The sequence below is a fragment of the Draconibacterium mangrovi genome (assembly GCF_010586825.1).
Taxonomy (GTDB): Bacteria; Bacteroidota; Bacteroidia; order Bacteroidales; family Prolixibacteraceae; genus Draconibacterium; species Draconibacterium mangrovi.
On the sequence record NZ_JAAAGB010000016.1, the window covers coordinates 1 to 20952 of the forward strand.

At 43.1% G+C, this 20952-nt stretch carries 13 protein-coding genes; 2 read left to right on the forward strand and 11 right to left on the reverse strand.

What is annotated here, in order from left to right; translation table 11 throughout:
* Nucleotides 1–179: 179 nt before the first annotated feature.
* From G4420_RS21955 to G4420_RS21965, 3 genes are all read right to left on the reverse strand, one after another.
* Nucleotides 180–1646 (reverse strand): TrkH family potassium uptake protein, encoded by a 1467-nt coding sequence (locus tag G4420_RS21955; protein ID WP_246241725.1) that lies wholly within the window; start codon nt 1644–1646, stop codon nt 180–182.
* 195 nt (nt 1647–1841) lie between these two features.
* On the reverse strand, nt 1842–2180 hold the full coding sequence (locus G4420_RS21960; RefSeq protein ID WP_163326099.1) for a hypothetical protein: 339 nt from the start codon (nt 2178–2180) through the stop codon (nt 1842–1844).
* A gap of 121 nt (nt 2181–2301) precedes the next feature.
* Entirely contained in the window at nt 2302–3000 is a 699-nt protein-coding gene (locus G4420_RS21965) for a M48 family metallopeptidase (protein ID WP_163326100.1), read from the reverse strand.
* Between the two features lie 38 nt (nt 3001–3038).
* Here G4420_RS21965 and G4420_RS21970 point away from each other — a divergent pair, with 38 nt between their 5' ends.
* Both G4420_RS21970 and G4420_RS21975 read left to right on the forward strand, forming a co-directional pair.
* Nucleotides 3039–3740, forward strand: coding sequence for a hypothetical protein (locus G4420_RS21970; protein WP_163326101.1), 702 nt, complete (start codon nt 3039–3041; stop codon nt 3738–3740).
* 102 nt (nt 3741–3842) lie between these two features.
* Nucleotides 3843–5021: an efflux RND transporter periplasmic adaptor subunit gene (locus G4420_RS21975; RefSeq protein WP_163326102.1), complete on the forward strand. Its 1179-nt coding sequence runs from the start codon at nt 3843–3845 to the stop codon at nt 5019–5021.
* A gap of 95 nt (nt 5022–5116) precedes the next feature.
* Here G4420_RS21975 and G4420_RS21980 read toward each other — a convergent pair whose 3' ends face one another.
* From G4420_RS21980 to G4420_RS22015, 8 genes are all read right to left on the reverse strand, one after another.
* A complete protein-coding gene (locus G4420_RS21980) occupies nt 5117–6730 on the reverse strand; it encodes a sulfatase family protein (protein WP_163326103.1) in 1614 nt (537 codons plus the stop codon).
* A gap of 18 nt (nt 6731–6748) precedes the next feature.
* Nucleotides 6749–9034: a beta-glucosidase BglX gene (bglX, locus tag G4420_RS21985; RefSeq protein WP_163326104.1), complete on the reverse strand. Its 2286-nt coding sequence runs from the start codon at nt 9032–9034 to the stop codon at nt 6749–6751.
* 21 nt (nt 9035–9055) lie between these two features.
* Nucleotides 9056–10867 carry a family 43 glycosylhydrolase gene (locus G4420_RS21990; RefSeq protein WP_163326105.1) on the reverse strand — a complete coding sequence of 604 codons (1812 nt, stop codon included), beginning with the start codon at nt 10865–10867 and terminating at the stop codon, nt 9056–9058.
* 18 nt (nt 10868–10885) lie between these two features.
* Nucleotides 10886–12244, reverse strand: a complete 1359-nt coding sequence (locus tag G4420_RS21995; RefSeq protein ID WP_163326106.1) for a glucoamylase family protein — start codon at nt 12242–12244, stop codon at nt 10886–10888.
* A 1-nt stretch (nt 12245) separates the two neighbouring features.
* On the reverse strand, nt 12246–14201 hold the full coding sequence (locus G4420_RS22000; protein ID WP_246241726.1) for a glucoamylase family protein: 1956 nt from the start codon (nt 14199–14201) through the stop codon (nt 12246–12248).
* 130 nt (nt 14202–14331) lie between these two features.
* Entirely contained in the window at nt 14332–16080 is a 1749-nt protein-coding gene (locus G4420_RS22005) for a LamG domain-containing protein (RefSeq protein ID WP_163326107.1), read from the reverse strand.
* A gap of 11 nt (nt 16081–16091) precedes the next feature.
* Nucleotides 16092–17624 (reverse strand): RagB/SusD family nutrient uptake outer membrane protein, encoded by a 1533-nt coding sequence (locus G4420_RS22010; protein ID WP_163326108.1) that lies wholly within the window; start codon nt 17622–17624, stop codon nt 16092–16094.
* A gap of 12 nt (nt 17625–17636) precedes the next feature.
* On the reverse strand, nt 17637–20669 hold the full coding sequence (locus tag G4420_RS22015) for a SusC/RagA family TonB-linked outer membrane protein (protein WP_163326109.1): 3033 nt from the start codon (nt 20667–20669) through the stop codon (nt 17637–17639).
* Between the last annotated feature and the right edge of the window lie 283 nt (nt 20670–20952).

The window sequence follows — 20952 nt, forward strand, 5'->3', positions numbered from 1 at the left end:
TTTTTGCAGTTGTTAAAAGAAAGACTCCATTTGTCCCTTTACACCAACATCTGTAATTTTTTATAATTCTGTTGTTTTTATCTTAGAATTCGGCAGGCAGAAAGTTCAATCGATTTGGAGGCGTTTCAAAATTATAATCCACCTGATTTTCCTATGGGGGTAAAATTCGTGAACTCTCCTTAGTCCAACCAGAACGACGGGGTGAAAAGTACCAGTACCGAATAAATTTCCAAACGGCCAATTACCATTAGCGCGGTTAAGAAATATTTGGCTCCGGCAGGTAAATGCAGGAAGTTGCTTACCGGGCCAACGGTGCCAAATCCCGGACCTATGCCAGCCATACTGGTTGCTACGGCACCAAACGAGGTTTTCAGGTCGTTGGTCCACAACATCATAATCATGGTGCCAATTATCAGGATGAGGTAGTAAAAAAGAACAAAAGTGAATACCCGATTTATAAGCTCGGGGCGTACCACATTTTTGTTGTAATGCACCACACGCACTACGGTGTTTGACGCAAAATATTCTTTATACAGGGTACGTATATGCCTAAAAACAACCAGGTGACGAATAACTTTTACGCCTCCACCGGTTGATCCCGACGATGCCCCGATCAACATCAGAATGGCAATTATGCCAATGGATTGTAATGGCCATTGCAAATAATCGGCTGTGGCAAAACCTGTTGCTGTTATAATGGAAATCACCTGGAAAAAGGCATGACGGAAAGCCGGCTCAAATCCCATATCCTGGTGATGGAAGAAAAGTGACAGGGTAATGATTGTTCCGGCAACCAATATAATTTTTAAATACAATCGCAGTTCTTCATTTTTAAAAGCGGTTTTAAAATCGCCGCGCAACCAAAAAACGTGAACTACAAAGTTGATTCCCGAAAGCAGCATAAAAATGGTGACTGTGTATTGGATAAATGGCGAGAAGCTGGCCAGACTGTCGTTTTTGGTGGAGAAACCGCCGGTGGCAATGGTTGCAAACGAATGGCAAATCGCATCGAAAAGTGTCATTCCGCCCATCCATAAAATAATGGTTTCGGCAAAGGTTAGCCCCATGTAAATCAGCCATAACCGGCGTGCCACTTTGCGTATTCGTGTCGATACTTTTTCGGTAGCCACACTCGACACTTCGGAGTAAAACAGGTAAATCCCGTTAATCTTCAGAAATGGCATAATAGCCACCACTAAAACAATAATACCCATTCCACCGATCCAGTGCGTTTCGGCTCGCCAAAATAAAACACTTTTGGGCAGGGCTTCAATGTCGGCCAAAATCGACGACCCGGTTGTTGTAAATCCTGAAATCGACTCGAAAAAAGCGTTGGTAAAATTCGGGATACTGCCGGTTAGCAAATAGGGGAGTGTACCCACCAAGGCCATTACCACCCAGGCAAGCGTAACAATAATAAAACTCTCGCGCAAAGAAGGTTCTACCTGCCGTTGTTTTTTTGTAAGCAGGTTTAAAACAACCCCTAAAATCAATGTGATTAGAAAAGTGTGCGACAGGTCGGTAAAAACGCTCTCTTTGTAAATAAATGAGACAATAAGCGCAAAAAGCATAAAAAGACTTTCGAACGTAATTACGATCGAAATGATGTGTAAAATTAAAGCGATATTTATTTTCAGGTGCTTCATTTATTCCAAAATGGTATTTAATAGTGGCAATGAATTGTAAAGTTGCTGCTTTACATTATTAAGTTTCATTCTTAAAATGCGAGTTACATTCGAATTAAATGTGTTGCGATAGCTGTATAAATTTACAAAATGAAATAGTGATAAGCCAATCGAAATCTTTGGATCATCTTCGGGATATTGCAGCAACCCGAAATTTTATGAGATACAAGCGGGTGGAGGGAGATTGGTATGAAGAATAAGAATATTCTTAAAAACTGCAGTTATTGCTCTTTTGCCTAAACTGTTCAAACTTTTCGGGAAGGTTCCGGATGTTGTGTTTTTTACTGAAAATGCAAGTGTTTTGTGGTCGTTATCTTCCTGATTTTCGAGTAAGGATTCGCACAAATCAAAATCTGATGACACAATACATTCAATTTCTGTTGTGTCAGCTTCTGCGGAAAAAGCAATGTCTTTTTTTACAAAAGTATTGTCTCCCGTTATCTGTAATATCCCTGTCAGAAAATAAATTAAAAGCAGTATGAATAATGCTCTCAAAACTTCGCTTTTAAAATTATACGGCAAATTTAGATTCTCTTTTCCAGTTGTGCTATCCTACCGTTGTAATAGTGCTGAAAATTGAGGTTTATTTAACTCCGCTTTGATAACGTTGCATTGTTTACAGTGTGTAAGTGGAGTATTTTTTTACTTCGCGCGCCAATTCACGTGCTTTGCCATCGGTAATCTGGTTTAGTCGTTCCCAAAATTTCGGGCCGTGATTTTTAACTTCGGTATGCACCAACTCGTGCAGCAAAATATAGTCGATCAGTTTAACGGGCAGTTTCATCATTTGCAAATTCAGGCTGATGTTGTTTTTTGATGAGCAACTTCCCCAGTTACGCCGGTTATCGCGTATGGTAACTTTGTAGTACTTAAAGCCGTATTTTTTTGCCAGATCAGAAATTCGTGCCGGAAGCAAACGTTTGGCTTCGTGGCGGTAAATAGCGGTTACAATCTCATCGATAAAGGCGATGGAATCTTCATTTTCAAAATCAGAAACCGAAATAGTTATAACATCACCTTTTCGTTTGGCATCGTTTTTTTCGCCCTGAACGATGCGAATTTTATGCAGCTTTGTTTCAATCTCGGTGCCCGGAGTTATTGCGGTTGAGCGGGCTTTCATCTTTTCCTGCTGTTTTAAGACCCACTTTTCGTTTTTCACCACAAAAGCCATTGCTTCCTTAGGTTTGATAAAAAAAGGAAAAGAAACCAGCACCGATTTGTCGGGTTTTACGCTAAGTTTAATATTTTTAGATCGCAGGTTTTGAGAAAATGTTACCTTGCCTATATGTTTCAATTGAACTACTTGGCTTGCCATATGTTATTGTTAAAAATAAAAAATCAAAGATATCAATCATGGGAAATAAAAAGATGGAGGTATTCGTAAACCTCACAAAAAAAGATATGGTTGTTTCGGTTGAAGAAAAAATTCTTCCTGAAAGCCTGGTGTTCGAATCGTTAAATCCGTTTCCCGGGTATTACCATAATCTGCCAACCGATCCGGGGTCGATGTACATTTACCTGGTAATGGATAAGAACCATCCGTTGGAGGTGATTTTAAGGGCAACGCAAACCATTGAAAAAAAATACGACTGGAATTTTGATGCTGGAAAGGCATACTTATCAATCGGATCAACTTTGCTCGATGCAATTCGTATTAAACATTTACCATCGCTTGATTTGTTGGTGAAAATTCAGGAAGCTTATGTGGATCAGGGAATTACTTTCCTGATGAAAAAGAAATTAAAAGGTAAGCTGGAAGCCAATGTTAAGATCGTTAAATTTCTTGAACTGGAAAAACTAGCCGACGGTATATTTCTGAATACTCAGGATCCTACTTTTGCTTATATTGAAGTGCCTAAATATTTAAGTTCTGAGGAATTTACAAAAGTGTCGATGGACGTAAAATATAACTGGCAGGGACACGAATTTGATGCCGCCAGCGCGTCGTTTTATCTTGGTGGCGTGCTTTTTGAAGCTGTCCGTATTTTCTCTGATAAAATGGATGTAGAATATTTAAGTGCTATCAAAAAATTATATGCAGAAAAGATCGATTAGTAACTTAATTTAAAATAATAGAAGGCAGCAGAATTTGTGCTGCCTTTTTTTGTGTCTGCATTTTTGTACATTTGGTTAACTTTGTATAAAACTGGAACCATTATGGATAACAGATCCCGATTATTTGTTTTTAGCCTTCTGGCAATTCTGGCGAGCGCACTGTTTGCCTGTAAAGGAAATTCAGACAAATCAGAAATTAAAACTGAAGTTGTTAATCGTGGCCCGGTGGTGGCTTCGTTTAAATGCCAGGGAAGTGTGCGTGCTGCCAATGTTGTGTCGGTGCTAAATCTTTTGCGAAACTCGGTGGTTGCCGTACATAAAATGCCCGGCGAGCGGGTTGAAAAAGGGGAGCTTATTATGCAGCTCAACAAAACACAGATACAGGACGAAATTGCCGATCTGAATAACCAGATACAACAAAAAGAAAATGCCCTTGAGAAAAACCGCCTAAATGTAAAAAGCGTTCAGCTTGATCTTAACCAGGGCGAAGAGGCAAAAAAGGCACGTGTTCTGAATATGCAACATTCGCTTGAGCAGCAGGAAAAACTGTTGGAAGCCGGCGGAACATCGCAGGCAAGAGTCGATCAAATAAAGCAAAACCTGTTGCTGGCCGAGCAGGATTTAAATAACCAGGCAGAAAAGAATTTGATACGATTGCAACAACTGGAAATGGATGAGCGCAACCTGGCCTTGCAAATACAAGGGTATAAAAAGAACCTGGCAACACAACGCGCTATTTTGCAAAAAACGGATGTAAAAGCACCGGTTTCGGGCATTCTATTGGAAATTGCCGGAAACGTGGGCGATTATGTTGCACTCGATCAGGCGCTGTTAAAAATTGCTGATGAAAGTGCCTCGAAAATTGTTGGAACTGCCGGCAAAAATAAACTCAGTTTAATTCAGTCCGGGGGAGAGGTAGAAGTGACCGTAAACAATGAGAAGTTTATGGGAACTATCGGCCAGGTTTACGACGATGAAAATTCGGAGTCGGTATCGTTTGATGTTTTTGTTGCCGAAAATGATCAGCAAAAACTTAAAGGAGCTGAAAATGTTGAACTACTGGTAAAAGCCAACGACAAAGAAAATGTACTTCGAATTCGAAAATTGCCGGGAATGACCTTATCGCAACATTTCGATGTTTTGCTTCAAAAACAAGATGAGGTTATACGCACCGAAATTGTTTTGGGAACCATTGGTAAGGATTACTGCGAAATTATTTCAGGCGTTGAAGAGGGAGACGTTATCCTGGTAGAAGATCCTTCTACCGCTCAGGTCCAATAAAACCTTATCCTTTCTTAATGGGAATAAAAAATATCGGCAAGCTGAATGAATAGCAACTTACCGATATTTTTTATAGAAAAAGGTGATAGTAAGGATTATTTTATCAATCCCCGGTCTTTGTACTTTTGAATAAAAGCCTGATCCAGTTCCTCCGAATCTTTGTATTGCACACGCAAATCCTGTAACTTTTTCGTCAAAGCTGTAACTACATCCGCATACTCCGGATCATCGTATACATTATTCAATTCCAGCGGATCATTTTTGCGGTCGTATAATTCCCACTCGTCAACATCGTAGTAAAAGTGCGCCAGCTTAAATTCGGTGGTTACAATTCCGTAGTGGCGTTTCACCATATGGAAACCCGGATATTCGTAATAATGGTAATAAACCGCGTCGCGGGTCCAGGCAGCAGTGTCGCCAGCCAGCAGCGGCATCAGGCTTTCGCCCTGCATATCCGACGGTGCTTCAATGCCGGCAGCCTCCAGAAAAGTTTGTGCAAAATCGAGGTTCTGCACCATTTCATCCGATACCGATCCCGGAGCAATTTTTCCCGGCCACTTTACCAAAAGCGGTGTTTTAAACGATTCGTTGTAAATAAAACGTTTATCGAACCAGCCGTGTTCTCCCAGATAAAATCCCTGGTCGGAAGTATAAACAACAATGGTGTTTTCATCCAGACCTTGCTCTTTCAGATGATCGAGCAACCGACCAACATTCTCGTCAACCGATGCAATACAGCCCAGGTAATCCTGCATGTAACGCTGGTATTTCCAACGCATGAAAGCCGAGTCGTTCATCGTTGGGTATAGTTTTGCAAACTCCTCGTTTATCGGGCCATAAACAGCATTCCAACTGGCTTTTTGTTCCTCGGTAAAACGGGCATATTTGCTTTTGAATACATTAAATCCCCATTCTGACATTTCCGTAACGCCAAGTTCTTTGGCCAACTCCGGGTAAATTTTATTATCGGCCGAAACCGTCATGTGTTTTAGCAGATTCATTTCAGCTTCTTTGGCTGCCGATCCTCTTCCTTTATAATCATCGAATAAGGTTTCCGGTTCGGGGAAAGTTTTTTGGGTAAACTCTTTATAATGACGTTCGGCCGGGAACCACTCGCGATGAGGTGCCTTGTGCAAATACATCAGCAAAAAGGGCTTATCGTCTTGCCGGCGGTTATCCATCCAGTCGATTGTTAGATCGGTGATTACGTCGGTTACATAACCCTGAATCGTCGTATCGCCGGTGTTGGTAATAAAATCGGGATTGTAATAATCGCCCTGGTCAGGAAGGATTTTAAACTCATCAAAACCTTTTGGATTGTTTCCGAAATGCAGCTTGCCAAACATAGCGGTTTGATAGCCGGCATTCTGCAATAGTTGCGGGAAAGTTACATTGGTTGTGTCGAATGGAAAGTTATTATCGATCTTTCCGTGAATGTGCGTGTGTTTTCCGGTAAGAATGGTTGCCCGCGACGGAGCACAAATCGAGTTGGAAACACAGGCATTGGTAAACAGCATTCCTTCGTCGGCAATCCGGTCGATATTTGGCGTTTGTATCAATTTGTCGTCGTAGGCACTAATGGCCTGGTACGCATGATCGTCGCTCATGATAAAAATAATATTCGGACGCTGCGGTGTACTTTCTTTTTGCGAGCAGGCTCCTAACAGGAGAACAAATGCAAAAAGAACTATGACATAAAAACTTCTCATTTTAGTTGGTTTAGGTTTTTATTGCAATGTAAATTTTGTTGCCAGCGAGGCGTTTGAATCACCTCCAACATAAATTTCAAATTCACCGGGTTCGGCATAAAACGAAAGGTCGGAATGATAAAATGCCAGATCAGCAGCACGAAGTGTAAATACAACTTCTTTTGTGTCTCCTTTTGGAATAAATACTTTTTTGAAACCTTTGAGCAGTCGTAAAGGTGGAGTTATCGAAGCAACCACATCTCGTACATACAGTTGCACCACTTCTTCTCCATCATAATCGCCGGTATTTGTAACCGAAACGGAAATCTTTATATCATCAACATTGCTTAATGTGGATTTGTCCAGCACTAAATTTTTGTATTCGAAGTTGGTATAACTCAAGCCATAGCCAAATGGGAAAAGAGGAGAGTTGGGCGCATCCAGATAGTTCGATTTAAATTTCTGAAAAGTATCGCCATCCTGCGGGCGACCTGTATTTTTTATGCTGTAATAAATTGGCACCTGGCCAACATTTACAGGGAAAGTCGCCGTTAATTTTCCCGAAGGATTGTAATCGCCAAACAGAACGTCGGGCAGCGCATTCCCGCCTTCAACACCGGCATGCCACATTTGGAGGAAAGCATCAGCCAGTTCCACTTCTTCAGCAATCTCCATCGGACGGCCACTCATATTTACAACAACCAGCGGTTTGCCTGTTTTTGCCAGTTCCTGCAACAATTTCTTTTGACTTGGCGGCATGGTAATATCCGTGCGGCTTGAAGATTCTCCTGTCATTTCTGTGGCCTCTCCAACAACAGCAACAATTACATCAGCCTTTTGCGACACTGCAACAGCTTCGCGCAACATGGTTTCAGGCGAACGTTCGTCGATAAAAATTTTGGGGCCAAACACATTTATTTTTTTTGCAAACTCAGGATCGTTGCAAATATTAGCACCTTTTGCATGAAGAATATTCACGTTGTCACCAACCACATTCTGAAAGCCTTCCAAAACGGTAACCGCCAGATTAAAGTCTCCTGTTGGCGCCCATGTTCCGAGCATGTTGCTGCGGCTGTCAACCAGCGGGCCGACCAAAGCCACAGTTCCTGATTTTTTTAGTGGCAGCAACTGGTTTTCGTTTTTCAATAGTACCATCGAACTGGCCGCAGCTTCTCTGGCGACCTTGCGATGTTCTGCGGTTAAAATATCGTTTTCAGGGCGGGATTTGTCGAAGTAACGATACGGATCTTCAAATAGGCCCAGTTTGTATTTCGCTTCCAGAACCCTGCGGCACGCTGTATTAATGTCTTCCTCGGTAACCTTTCCTTCTTTCAGCGATTTTTCAAGCGTAGTGAGAAATCCTTCTCCCACCATGTCCATATCCAAACCGGCTTTTAATGCGAGGGCCGAAACCGCCTGCAAATCGCCCAAGCCGTGAGCGATCATTTCATTTACCGAAGTATAATCGGAAACCACAAAACCATCAAATCCCCACATGTCACGCAATACGGTGGTCAGTAACCACCTGTTTCCACTGGCGGGCACGCCGTCAACATCGTTAAACGACGACATTACACAACCAACTCCGGCATCGATAGCGGCTTTGTAAGGAGGGAAATATTCGTTGAACATCCGCAGGTGACTCATATCAACAGAATTGTAATCGCGGCCGGCTTCGGCAGCTCCGTATAAAGCAAAATGTTTTACGGTTGCCATCATTGTTGTTGTCGCTGTCAGGTCGTTTTGCTGATAGCCATTAACCATTGCTCTTGCAATTTCAGAACCCAAAAACGGATCTTCACCTGCTCCTTCAGAAATTCGTCCCCAACGGGGATCGCGCGATACATCAACCATAGGCGAGAAGTTCCAGAAAATACCGTCGGCAGTAGCTTCTTTGGCAGCAATCTGTGCCGTTTTTTCTATTAATTCCATATCCCAGGTACTGGCTAATCCCAAAGGTAGCGGGAAGGTGGTTTTGTAACCATGAATCACATCCGACCCAAAGATCATCGGAATGCCAAGTCGGCTTTCTTCTACCGCCAATTGCTGCGCCTGACGCGTTTTTTCAGGTCCGTAAACACCAAAAATACCGCCGACTTTTCCGGTTTTTATCTTCTCCTCAACACCGGTACTAACCACCGATCCGGTGGGAATTCCACCACCCGGCGTGACCAGGTTCAGCTGACCAATTTTTTCCTGGATGGTCATTTTTTCCATCAAATCGGAAACAAAAACATCCATTTCAGAATCACCTGAGTTGCTCGTCGGTGTTCCACATCCTGCAAATAAAAATAGTACTGCAACAAATGATAAAAAGCGTGACATATCTAACCAATTTTATAGTTTCTAATCAATTTTAACGGGTTCCGTTTGTTCCGAAATTCCATTTTCGTTGAATGCTTCAATCGAAAAATAGTAGGGCGTATCGCGATCGAGACAGCGCATAAAATGCTCGTTAGTGTCGTAAAGCTGCCACGACTGGTAGAGTTTATCGGGAGCAATTCCCCAGCGGATATTGTATCCCTGCGCACCTTTTACAGGTTTCCACGAGAAAGAAATATCGCGGCGGTCATCTTGGCGTGTTATCTCAAAATCTTTTACTCCGGCAGGTTTCTTACCGAGCCCCAAACCAAATACCCGAATCTCGCTCATGGCGAAGTTATTTCCCGGAACCTCGATGTTTTTATAACGGACAAATTTTGCTTCCACCGGCTGATTCAGAACAATGTATGCATTTGGTGCATCTTTGTAAGTGTTGCTGCGGTCAACAACGGTTTGCCAGTTACTTCCGTCTGTTGAAGCTTCGATTATAAAACGATGCCGCAACCCTTCGGTGCGCGTGTAAATACCTGATTCATAATCATGGAAATTCAATTGAAAAGCATAAATATTTCCGGGATTCAACATATCAATACTTATCCATTGTTTATCGTCGTTGGCTTCAGCCACCCAAAATGTTTTCGGGTTTTCATCGGTCAACACATTGGCGGTAATTTCTCCTTTATCGTTTTTTTCGAGGGGTAATTCATGTACCTCAACCTCATCGTTATTTGAGGTAAATTTCATAATCTGTTGCAACGACGATGAAACGGTAACTTTTCCTTTGTACGACAATAACATCCAGCCGCAATGCTCGCCGGCTTTTGTGGGATGATCGGGGCCAAAACGTGGGTAATCGCCATAGGCTGTGTTAGAGTGCATCAGTCCTTCGTCATCAAAATAAGTTGGGAACATGCACAGACGGCGTTCCCATTGTGCATTAGAAGCCAAGGCCATAGTCGCAAAATGCCAGTATTGCCCGTTGGTTTGTTTTACCGTAATTCCGTGGCCCGCACCGTTGGTAAAACCGCCGGGTTTAAAACTCATCGGGTTATTTTTCATATACGAGAACGGCCCCAGTGGCGAATCGCCAACGTAAACGCCATCGGCGTAAACATTAAATTGAGTACCGGGTGCTGCATATTGCAGGTAATATTTTCCGTTGTGTTTGGTCATCGAGGCACCTTCCATATAACCTTCTTTTAAGGTTGGGTGAAAGTTGTTCTCGCCAAAACGTTCCCAGCCGTGCTCTTCTTCCACCAGGTTTATCAGGTCTTTTTTTACTCCCGTTTCCAGGAAACGATCATCTTTATTCAACTCTTTTACCCGAATCGGATGCAAATTCGACGAGCCCCAGTACAGATAGGTTTTTCCGTCGTCATCAATAAAAAGTTCCGAATCCTGAATATTATTAGAAATGGATGGGGTAGGTGTCCATTTGCCACTTTTCGGATCGTCGGTATAAAGAATACTTCCGTAGCCTGCCGGATCGCCTGCAAAATACACCAGCGAATCTTTGTAATTGAAAGCGGTAGGAGCGTTGCATCCTTCAAAAAACCACTGCTGAGGTTTTATAAAATCCCAGTGCACCAGGTCGGATGAATGCCAGTAACCAAAGGAGCGGGTAACAAACATATAGTATTCACCACGGAACTCAATTACTGCCGGATCGGCACCCGAACGATAAGAAATATTTCGGGCCGAATTGTAAACCATGTAGGTGTAATCGATATCAAGCGGATTACAGTAGGTATTTGGAACAATAGTTTGTGCCTGACCGCCGCTGATTATAAGCAGGGCAAATAAAGTTGTTCCTATGAGTTTTTTTAAGGTTTGCATTGCTTCTTAATCTATCTGTTACGGTGTTTCAAATCCCAACTTTGTTAGCCCTGCCTGCACATCTTCATTTCTCATAAATAAATCCCACAAAAGGCCACTTCGGTAATTTTCAATCATCACCGGAATTGGGCCCTGGTCGATGGCCAGATAACGAGGCAAATACCAATTTTCTGTTTGGCTGTATGCATCGTAAGGCCCATATTTTCCAACCAGTGAATCGGCATCCAGGTACAGGTATTTCAGAAATTGCATTGATTCTTTTGGCGTATATGGAAACGATGAAAGTGCTGCGGTTGGAGAAATCACTCCCAGGTCGGCATCTCCGGGACGATGACCTGCATAACCGCGCATGGAATAACTTGAAGTAAATCCCCATTGATTTTCGCCATAACCTTCGTAATTTTTCGGATTATCCAATGCATAACGATAATGAATTGTGGCATGATTTACATTCAGTTTCCAGTAGTCGGCGTATTTATCTTTTAGCCCTTTCGGATTCAGTCCAAGGTATGAATAATGTGCCCAAAACAGTGGCCCGATCGGATCGTCGTTGTGTTCGTAAAAGTTAAGTACGGTACTTAGTCCGTAGTAAATGGTGTCTTTTGCAATGTCTCCTTTAAGCGCCCAGCCTTTGTCGTAAACGGCCGGCGAAATTGGATGCGTTGGCGACGAAGCCGCCAGAACATACATAATCAGGCACTCGTTATAACCACCCACCGGAAAATTCATATCCCAGCCATAATTGGGCGACCAGTGCCAGTACAACACATCTTTTCCCTGCGTATACCAGTCCCATTCCACGTCTTCCCACAGTTGCTGAATATCGGCAACCAGCTGCTGTTCGGCTTCATTTCCACCTTTATAATATTCGGCAACTGCCAATAATCCCTGAATCATAAAAGCTGTTTCCACCAAATCGCCGCCATCATCTTTTTTGCTGAACGGCTTTACTTTACCTGTTGGTCCGTCGAGCCAGTGTGGCCACGCACCGTGAAAACGATCGGCTTTCCCGAGGTACTCCACAATTCGCTGAAAACGTTCAAGCGCCTGCTCGCGTGTGATAAATCCGCGTTCGATACCTACCAAAATGGCCATCACTCCAAAACCGGAACCGCCAAGTGTTACCACATTCTGATCGTTTTGCGGATATACATTATCCATGTGGATACGTTCGCGTGCCATTCCTGAAACCGGTTCTGCACCGTCCCAGAAATACTGAAAGGTCTGGTATTGCACCAAATTCAGCAAAGAGTCTTCAAGTGAATTTTTGGCTTCCTGTATCTCTTCAACTGATTTTTTGCTTCCGGTTTGGCACCCCGAAAAAACAATTGTAGAAATCAATGCCATTAATAGTATTGGAAATATTATCTTCTTCATGTTAGTATGTAAAATCAAGTTTTGTCAATCCGGATTTAACTTCGGGACATGACATAAACAGATCCCAAAGCAGGTTGGTCCGGTAATTTTCAATCATTACTACAATCGGCCCCTGATCGATGGCCAGGAAGGAGTTGGCCACCCAGCCGTTGGTAAAATCAAAAGCGTCGTAGAATCCATATTCTCCCCACAATTTATCTCCAAGCGTGTAGTAGAAATAGCGCAAAGCTTCCATCGATTCTTCATGTGTGTAAGGCATCGACGACAGCGCTGCGGTAGGTGTAAGAACGCCCCGGTCGTTGTTTGGCGAGTGTGCCGAATAGCCCGAATAACCGTCGCTGGCCGTAAGTCCCCAGCATTCATCGGAATAGGCCACATAGTTTTGCGGATTATCTGCGCAGTAAGCCTGATTTATTTTTGTGTGCCTTACATTTTGCTCCCAGTAGTTGGCATACTGATCGGAAAGATTTCGCGGATCGAGCCCGAGGAAAGAATAGTGTGAAAAGAACAACGGTCCACCCATGTCGCCGCGCAATGGTAAAGTATAACCGTAATACGAATTGTTACCGGTGTTCATCATGTCGCCATCACGCGCCCAGCCTTTGGTGTATACGTCTTTGCTTATGGTGTGCGTTGGCGACGAAGCAGCCAGAACATAAATAATAAGTGCTTCGTTCCATCCTCTTATTTTCATATTCATTATCCAGTCGTTATTGGCCGACCAGTGCCAGTACAACACATCTTGTCCGCCTTGTGTGTACCAATCCCATTCGATGGTTTCCCAAAGCGTGTTGATCTTATCGATCAGAGATGATTCCTGCGAATTACCGGCATTCAGGTATTGACGCACGGTCAGTAAGCCCTGCATCATAAATGCTGTTTCAACCAGGTCGCCACCATCGTCGTTTGTGCTGAACGGAATGGTTTTTCCGGTTTCGCCGTTAAGCCAGTGTGCCCACACTCCGTGAAAACGATCGGCGTTGGTTAAAAAGTCGACAATAGTTTCCAGTCTGTCGATTCCTTGCTGGCGGGTAATAAATCCGCGTTCGATACCCACCAGTATCGACATTACGCCAAAACCGGAACCGCCTGTGGTAACCGTATTTCCCGAAGTGTTTCGTTCGCGTGCCAATCCGCTTACCGGATGCGCGAAATCCCAGAAATATTTAAATGTTTGCTTTTGTACCAGCGTTAGGAGTTCTTCGTCAGAAATTACAGGGAATTTTGGAGTGGTATCGGCTTGTGTGTAAAAGTTCAGTTCCAGCCCTTCGAATGGCTTTCCAATACGATTTTCAATGTCGGATGAAATGGCAAAAACGGTTTTACTAAAACCTTCCATTTCCTGCGAAATCTCAACAGAAATTGTTTTTTCGTCTACCTGATTAAATGTTGATGCTACCGACGTTCCATTACTGGAATATGATGAATAAAGGGAAATGTCGTCTTTCGAAACGGCTGAATTAAATTGCAGCCGGATGACAGGTTTGCGGTTGATGTTTAAAATTCGCGACAGCGGATTGTAGGCCACATCATCGATCTGCACACTTTCCAAAACCAATGATGATGTAAGTGTGGAAAAGGTATACGATTGCCCTTTAAAAGGCTCTTCGTTTGCCCCTTTCAATCCGGATGAGATTGTTAAGGTATAAGTTGCATTTTCATCCAGATCCTGATGATCGATTTTTACCAGCTGATTATTGTTGAAGTAAGAAAAAGTTAAAGCCAGGGGATTGTTGGCTGCAACGAATAAATTAATGCTTGCTTCAGCATACATTGTATTTACTGCTGTGTTAAAACGAATCTCAATCGTTTCGTCGATGGCCACATTCTTATTCTCGCCACTTGCGGTAAGTGCCGTTTCGCCAATGTAGGCGTAAGATATTGCCAAATCCTCACCTGGTTTTTCTACTTCAGAATCATCTTTGCTGCAGGAAACGATCGTTACTGTAAGCAACAAGAGGAATAATAATTTATGGAAAATTCGCATCAATATATGCAGATAAGCGTGTTGTTAAAATTCAAAAAAAAATTTAAATTGACCCACTGCATATCACAGTGGGCCAATTCTTAAACTACCTTGTATTACTCTATAAACCGTCCTGCATCATTAAAGCAACTTCTTCAGCAGAAAGTGCTTTTTTGAATAAGTACAGTTCGTCCATTAAACTTTCGTCCGACTTGTGATTCCATCCGTTAAAACGTGGCGATCCCGACATGATAGAAAGCAAGTCGCAGCCGGTCCAGTCGATGCCTGAGAAAGCACCTTGTTTTACTTCAACACCATCAATGTAAACGCGCGCTTCGGTACCCGAAATGGCAAATGCCATGTGTACCCAGTTGCCTGTTGTTGGATCAACATCGGCAGCCGCGCCGCCATCGAACCACGAATCGGCAGTTCCATTACCGGCATTTAGTTTAAAACGTTGCATGCCACTGGCATTTTCACGGAAGAAGCGGAAACCACTTGTTCTGTCATTTTGCGCATCAGGATTAGCGGTATCTTCCGGTCCCATAACTAAAATACCTGCGCGGTCAGGAGTTGCATTTATATTCATCCAGAAACTGGCACTGAATTCTTCTCCCTGGATGTCAACATCGGCAGTTGAAAAAGTAAGATAAGCATCAGTGGCTCCCTGGTAGGCATCACCATCAACACCACCACCGTAATCCAATAAAGGATTACCAACAACAGTTGCATCTTCGCTGCTAATGGCTTCTTTAAAATCTCCGTTAAAATCCATATAGAAAGAAGCCTGCTCTTTCAGCATTATAGTGTGGATTTCCTCCTGCGTAAGCGCTGTATTGAAAATACGTAATTCATCCATTAAACTTCCATCAGAAAGATGGTTCCAGCCTGTCCAGTTTGGAGCACCCGACATAATTGAGATTACATTGCAATCAGTCCAGTCAATTCCACCGAAGTCTCCTTCTTTTACCAATTCTCCATTGATATAAACTTCTGCGCTCGTTTCTGAAATACTAAAAGCAAAGTGTGTCCACTCGCCGGTATTTGGTTCAACATCGGCAGCTGCACCACCATCGAACCAGCTATCAGCAGTTCCGTTTCCGGCATTAAGCTTAAAACGTTGAGTTGCACCAGAGTTACTGGCTTCGCGGAAGAAACGGAATCCTTTTGAACGGTCGTTATTGTTGTCGGCTGGAGGAGCTACTACAAGAATTCCTGCTCTGTCCATGCTGTTATCAACTTTCAGCCAGAAACTTGCACTAACTTCAGTTGCTCCCTGCAGAATTGTTGTAGGGAATGTAAGGTACGAATCAGCAGCGCCGCTATAAGCGGTTCCTTTCTGAATACCGTCAGCAAATGTAGGATTTCCCACTTTTGTTGCCAGTTGAAGGCTGTTCATTTCGCGGAATTCGTTATTAAACGGCATGTAGAAAATTTCACCTTCGTATTGTGGTACGTATGGTGGCGACTTGGCAAAGTTTACTGTTGCGGTTGTTGTTTTTCCATCCAGGTCGGTGGCTGTTATGCTTAATACGTGCGAGCCTGTTGTAACATTATCGTATGTATAAGTTCGCATTGCTACGCGGTAATCCATAAACTCCGAATAGCTGGCAATTTCAGCACCGTCGATATTTACCTTAATGGATCCGATTTCAATATCGTCCCGCACTTCAAAATCAATATCTACCGAAGCAATAGCATCGTTGGTCTGAATTTCGTAACCTTCGGGCGGAAAGTTAATCGTAACCTGTGGAGCTGTTTCATCTGCTCCCGGATCTACAGCCGATATTCCATCGATGTAGTTTTGATCGCATGCATTGAAGGCAAACAGTATCAATGCAAGTATAAATAATTTATTATAAGTCTTCATGTTATATCGTTTTAGTCAATTCCTTCTTCCAATTGTGGTAATTCAGCAACCTGATCGGCCGGAAATGGCAAATAGGCTTTGTCCATCGTAAATGTTCTGCCACCATACGAAAGGGCACTTGTGTTTTCCGTACGCACCATATCGTAATAGCGGGTACCCCATTCCATTGCCAATTCGGCAAATTTTTCATCCAGTACATCCTGAGTTGTAACGCCTGACAAGTTGGTTAATCCGGCACGTGCGCGAACCATGTTCACTGCATCGTCGGCACTCATTGAAATACTGCTTGATGCACCACGGGTAATCGCTTCGGCGTACATCAGCAACATTTCTGAATAGCGGATAACGATAAAGTTTTTGTTACTTCCGTAAGATGTTCTTCCGGGAACCAGTTCAGTAGAAGGCTGGCTATGTTTTCCACTCACAAAATACATGCGGGCGTTGTTGTTAAAAATATCACCTTCGCGGTTGGTATTGGTAATCCACTCAGGAATTGTACCATAGTCATTTCTCAACTCGGTAATTCCGTCGGGAGTGAAAATAACACTGGTTTCCAGACGTACACTCTCGCCTCTGTCGAGCATAAATTCGATGTATTTCAGTGTGGGCTCATAAAATCCCCAACCTGCTCCGGCACCGGTAACAACGGGTGTCCATCCGCCAATACCAAATGGGGCAAACAGGAAACCAAAACGGTCGCCTTCTCCCTGGTTGAAATCAGAATACTGGAATTCCATGATATTCTCGTCATCCAATTTACCGGCCTTTTTGAATAGGTGATAAAAGTCGTCGGCTAACTTGAACTCGCCCGAGTTGATAATTTGCGACGTTGCATTTACAACGCCCTGATAATCTTTCATTTCCTGGTAAGCCAAAGCCTGAATTGCATAAGCAGTGTAAGTGGTCATACCTCCAGGAATATCAGATCGTTTGTTTGGATGCATATCCGGTAGGTTTGGAATTGCATCGGTCATTTCGTCAACAATATACTGCATAACCTGTGCTTTGTTACTCACCGGTGTATTCTGGATATTATCCAGCTGGTCGATAACGATACAACCTCCAAAAGTTCGTGCAATGTTAAGGTATAGGTAAGCACGCATTACACGACATTCGGCAATGTACTGATCGGCCATAGCATTGTTCCCCGATGCTTCGCGGTACTTATTGATCTCGTCGATTGCAGTAAATGCATTTACAATGTCGTTGTAGTGTTGTTGCCACACCGAGTTTGGATTCCAGTGACTGGCCTGGTACATGTAATTGTCCTGTTCCTGCATAGGAACCTGGTCGCCGGCAGCATTTACATCGTCGCCTCTGATTCCCAGTGTTAATGGCTCTTCCCATGCGCGGGTGTACAAACCCTGGTAAGCTCCCAGTAATGGTAAAATCATATTTTCGCCAATGGTGTAATCTACGTCGCTGGTAAACGATTCGTTTTCAAATGGCTGGTCCAGTTTGTCGGTACATCCAATTCCCGACACCAATAACAGCCCGCTTAATAGTACGGGTGTAAAATATTTTATTAATAGTTTCTTCTTCATGTCTTAAAGTGTTTAGAATTTTAGATTTACCCCAATTGTATAAACGGCCGGAACCGGATAAAACTGGCGGTCGATACCGTTGTTAACTTCAGGATTGAATCCGTTGTATTTAAATACAGTAAGCGGCTTTTCAGCAGTTACAAAAACTCTTGCATCGGGCATTCCTGCACCAAACAGCTTTTTGCCATCAATGTTGTACGCCAGCTGAATATTCTGGATGCGGAAGAAGTTTCCGTCTTCAACCAGGTAATCGCTAAAGTTCTGGTTCCATCCGCGACGGAGTGCTGAAGCCGATGGATATTTGTTTGATGTGCCTTCGCCTGTCCAAAGTCCGTTGGCCAAATCAGCATCGATGTTGGTGTCGTTTGTCCAGATGATCTCACCACGTTTGCGGTTAAGAATTTTATTACCTGTCTGGCCCATAATGTTCATTGAGAATTCGAAATCCTTGTAGTTTAGCCCGATAAATCCACCGTAAGAGAATGTTGGAATGTACGAGCCAAGGAATACTTTGTCGTCGTCGTTGATCACATCGTCGTTGTTCTGATCGACAAACCTGAAATCGCCCGGAACCAGTGAATTGTCAACGGCTACCGGATCAGCATTAATTTCAGCCTCATTTTGGTAAATTCCTGCTACTTCGTAACCATAGAATGAAAGCAATGGCTCGCCAACCTGAGAACGTTGTCTGAACTCGGCCTGACCTCCGTTAATGTAGGTTTGTCCGTAAAGGTCGCGAACTTCGTTTTTCAGTGTTGAAATGTTCACACCAAGGTTGTAGCTAAAATCTTTGTTAATTTCGTTTCTCCAGCCTACTGCAAGTTCCAACCCTGAGTTACGGATGGTACCAACGTTACGCAAAACGCTTCCCGATTGCAATTTCAAACTTACCGGGATAGCAGCATCTTCCGTGTCGCGGATAAAGTAGTCGGCATCAATGGTTAACCGATTACCAAACAATTCGGCGTTCAAACCAACATTGGTTCCGGTAACGGTTTCCCAACCCAAATAACCAAATGTACTTGTTGTTGTTGTTCCGTCAACCTGCATATCGTCGATTGCCAAATATACCGGGTTGGTAGTGTTTGCTCCATCCTGGCGGGCAATTTTATCGTTACCCAGTTTTCCCCAGCCACCTCTTAATTTCAGGTAGTCGAGAAAACCAACATTTTCCATAAAACTCTCTTCGGTAACTACCCATCCTAAACCAAAGGCAGGGAAAGTTCCCCATTTTTCCTGGTACTTTTGTGTTCCTTCCTGGCGGATAGTGAAATAAGCAATGTACTTATTATCGTAGTTGTACGAAACACGTCCGAAATAGGAAACACCGTACAGGCGCTCTCCGTTATCGCCAACTTGTTTTGATGACTCCGACTGCGACTGGTTGATGTACCAGGCATTCTCATTCAGCGGAATATCTTCGGCCGAACCGCCCAAATAATCATACCACTCATGGCGGTACGACATACCGGCCATTGCGGTAATATTGTGGTCGCCAAAACTGTCGGTGTATGTTAATGTGTTATCAAAGAATTGATTTACATTGGTAGTTCGCGATGATGAAATGGAAGATAAAGTTCTTCGCGTCGAATTAGTGATGTAATATGGCAATCCAACACTGCGAGCTTTCAGGAACATCATTGAAGAATTGTATGCACTTTTAAACGTCAACAGATTTGGAAGGATGTCAACCTCGGCGTAAATACCGGCAAGTACTTTTCTGATGTCTTGACGAGAATCGTTATAAGCAAGATTTAAAAACGGGTTTTGCGATCCGCGATAATCCAATAACTGTGCACTTGAATAATTACTGGGGTAATCAATTCCTTGTGCTACCAATTCATCGTAATTCTGTTGGTCGTATACCGGTAAAATCGGTACAGCATGGTAAGCACTAAACCAGGCTGCATCGTCGGCAATGTATCGGGTTCCGTTACTTACATTAAAGTTGACCCCGGTTTTTAACCATTTGTTTGCCTGGTGATCGATTGATGCACGAATATTCATTCTTTTGTACGAATCGTTGGCTTCCAACAAACCTTCCTGATCGTAGTAATTCACTCCCATTGAATAAGAAGTTTTGTCATTTCCACCCAGAACTGAAACCGAGTGGTTTTGCTGGCGGGCATGCGATTTCATAATCTCTGCATACCAGTCGGTATTTACATTTGGTACGTTAGGGTTCACGCGGCTACGGCCATAACGCTGCATGGCATTTTCCACAAAGCTGATGTCGGCAGCCGATCCGGTTTGATAAACGTAATCAACAAATTGTTCGGCGTTGGCCATTTGCATTACGTTTTGCGGAACCTGAATACCATAGTATCCTTCGTAGGTAATACTGGTTTGTGTGTTTAACGAACCTTTTTTTGTGGTGATAAGTACCACACCGTTTGCTGCCCTAACTCCATAAATTGCCGATGCCGATGCATCTTTCAAAACCGATAAGGTTTCGATATCCGATGGGTTAAGGAAATCGATGTTGTCGAAATACATTCCGTCAACAACATACAAAGGTGATGAATTACTGCTTCCCGGAAATGATCCGATACCGCGAATACGTACTGTTGGTGAACTGCCGGGCGATCCGGAATTCACAATTTGTACCCCGGCAACTTTCCCTTGCAACGACTGCATAGCCTGTCCGGCAGGCGTTTTTACCAGCTCGTCTGATTTCAGTGTGGAAATTGAAGAGGTAAGATCGGCCTTTTTCATCGAACCGTAACCAACCACAACCACTTCCTCAAGGCCAACTACATCTTCCTGTAATTGAATGTTGACGGTACCTGATTGCTGAGGTTTTATTTCCTGTGATAAAAAACCAATGTAACTAAAAACTACATTGGCTCCCTGTTTAACCGACAAAGTATAATTGCCGTCAATGTCTGTAACAACTCCGTTAGTTGTTCCTTTTTCCAAAACGGATACTCCCGGAAGAGTTATTCCGTTTGGATCAACCACCGAGCCGGAGATAGAAATTCTATCTTGCGCAAATAGGGTTGAAAACGAAAAAAGGAGAAATACAATAAAGAATGTTTTTCGCATAACTTTAAAATTTGAATTAGTTTGACCTCAAAGTTACGGTGACAGCATGGCGGAAAACAATCAAATAAATACACTATTGATACTTTCGGCGAAAGTGAATCGCTTTAAGAACCTCATCATTACCTCATCCTGTATTTGAGACAGTAATTGTAAGTGTTTGTAAAACAGTGCTTAAAATGATGGTGTGTTTATGAATTCTTTTTATTTTTTTATACATTTAATTTTATTTATTTCGTAAAAAATGGGGTTTGGAGTAGAAACCAGAGGAATAACATCCATTTAT

What these genes read in the sequence shown, in the direction of transcription:
- G4420_RS21990 (WP_163326105.1), bottom strand. Translation starts at nt 10,867, where the DNA reads ATGCAAACCTTAAAAAAACTCATAGGAACAACTTTATTTGCCCTGCTT.
- G4420_RS21975 (WP_163326102.1), top strand. Translation starts at nt 3,843, where the DNA reads ATGGATAACAGATCCCGATTATTTGTTTTTAGCCTTCTGGCAATTCTG.
- G4420_RS21970 (WP_163326101.1), top strand. Translation starts at nt 3,039, where the DNA reads ATGGGAAATAAAAAGATGGAGGTATTCGTAAACCTCACAAAAAAAGAT.
- G4420_RS22015 (WP_163326109.1), bottom strand. Translation starts at nt 20,669, where the DNA reads ATGCGAAAAACATTCTTTATTGTATTTCTCCTTTTTTCGTTTTCAACC.
- G4420_RS22010 (WP_163326108.1), bottom strand. Translation starts at nt 17,624, where the DNA reads ATGAAGAAGAAACTATTAATAAAATATTTTACACCCGTACTATTAAGC.
- G4420_RS21995 (WP_163326106.1), bottom strand. Translation starts at nt 12,244, where the DNA reads ATGAAGAAGATAATATTTCCAATACTATTAATGGCATTGATTTCTACA.
- G4420_RS21955 (WP_246241725.1), bottom strand. Translation starts at nt 1,646, where the DNA reads ATGAAGCACCTGAAAATAAATATCGCTTTAATTTTACACATCATTTCG.
- bglX (WP_163326104.1), bottom strand. Translation starts at nt 9,034, where the DNA reads ATGTCACGCTTTTTATCATTTGTTGCAGTACTATTTTTATTTGCAGGA.
- G4420_RS21980 (WP_163326103.1), bottom strand. Translation starts at nt 6,730, where the DNA reads ATGAGAAGTTTTTATGTCATAGTTCTTTTTGCATTTGTTCTCCTGTTA.
- G4420_RS21965 (WP_163326100.1), bottom strand. Translation starts at nt 3,000, where the DNA reads ATGGCAAGCCAAGTAGTTCAATTGAAACATATAGGCAAGGTAACATTT.
- G4420_RS22005 (WP_163326107.1), bottom strand. Translation starts at nt 16,080, where the DNA reads ATGAAGACTTATAATAAATTATTTATACTTGCATTGATACTGTTTGCC.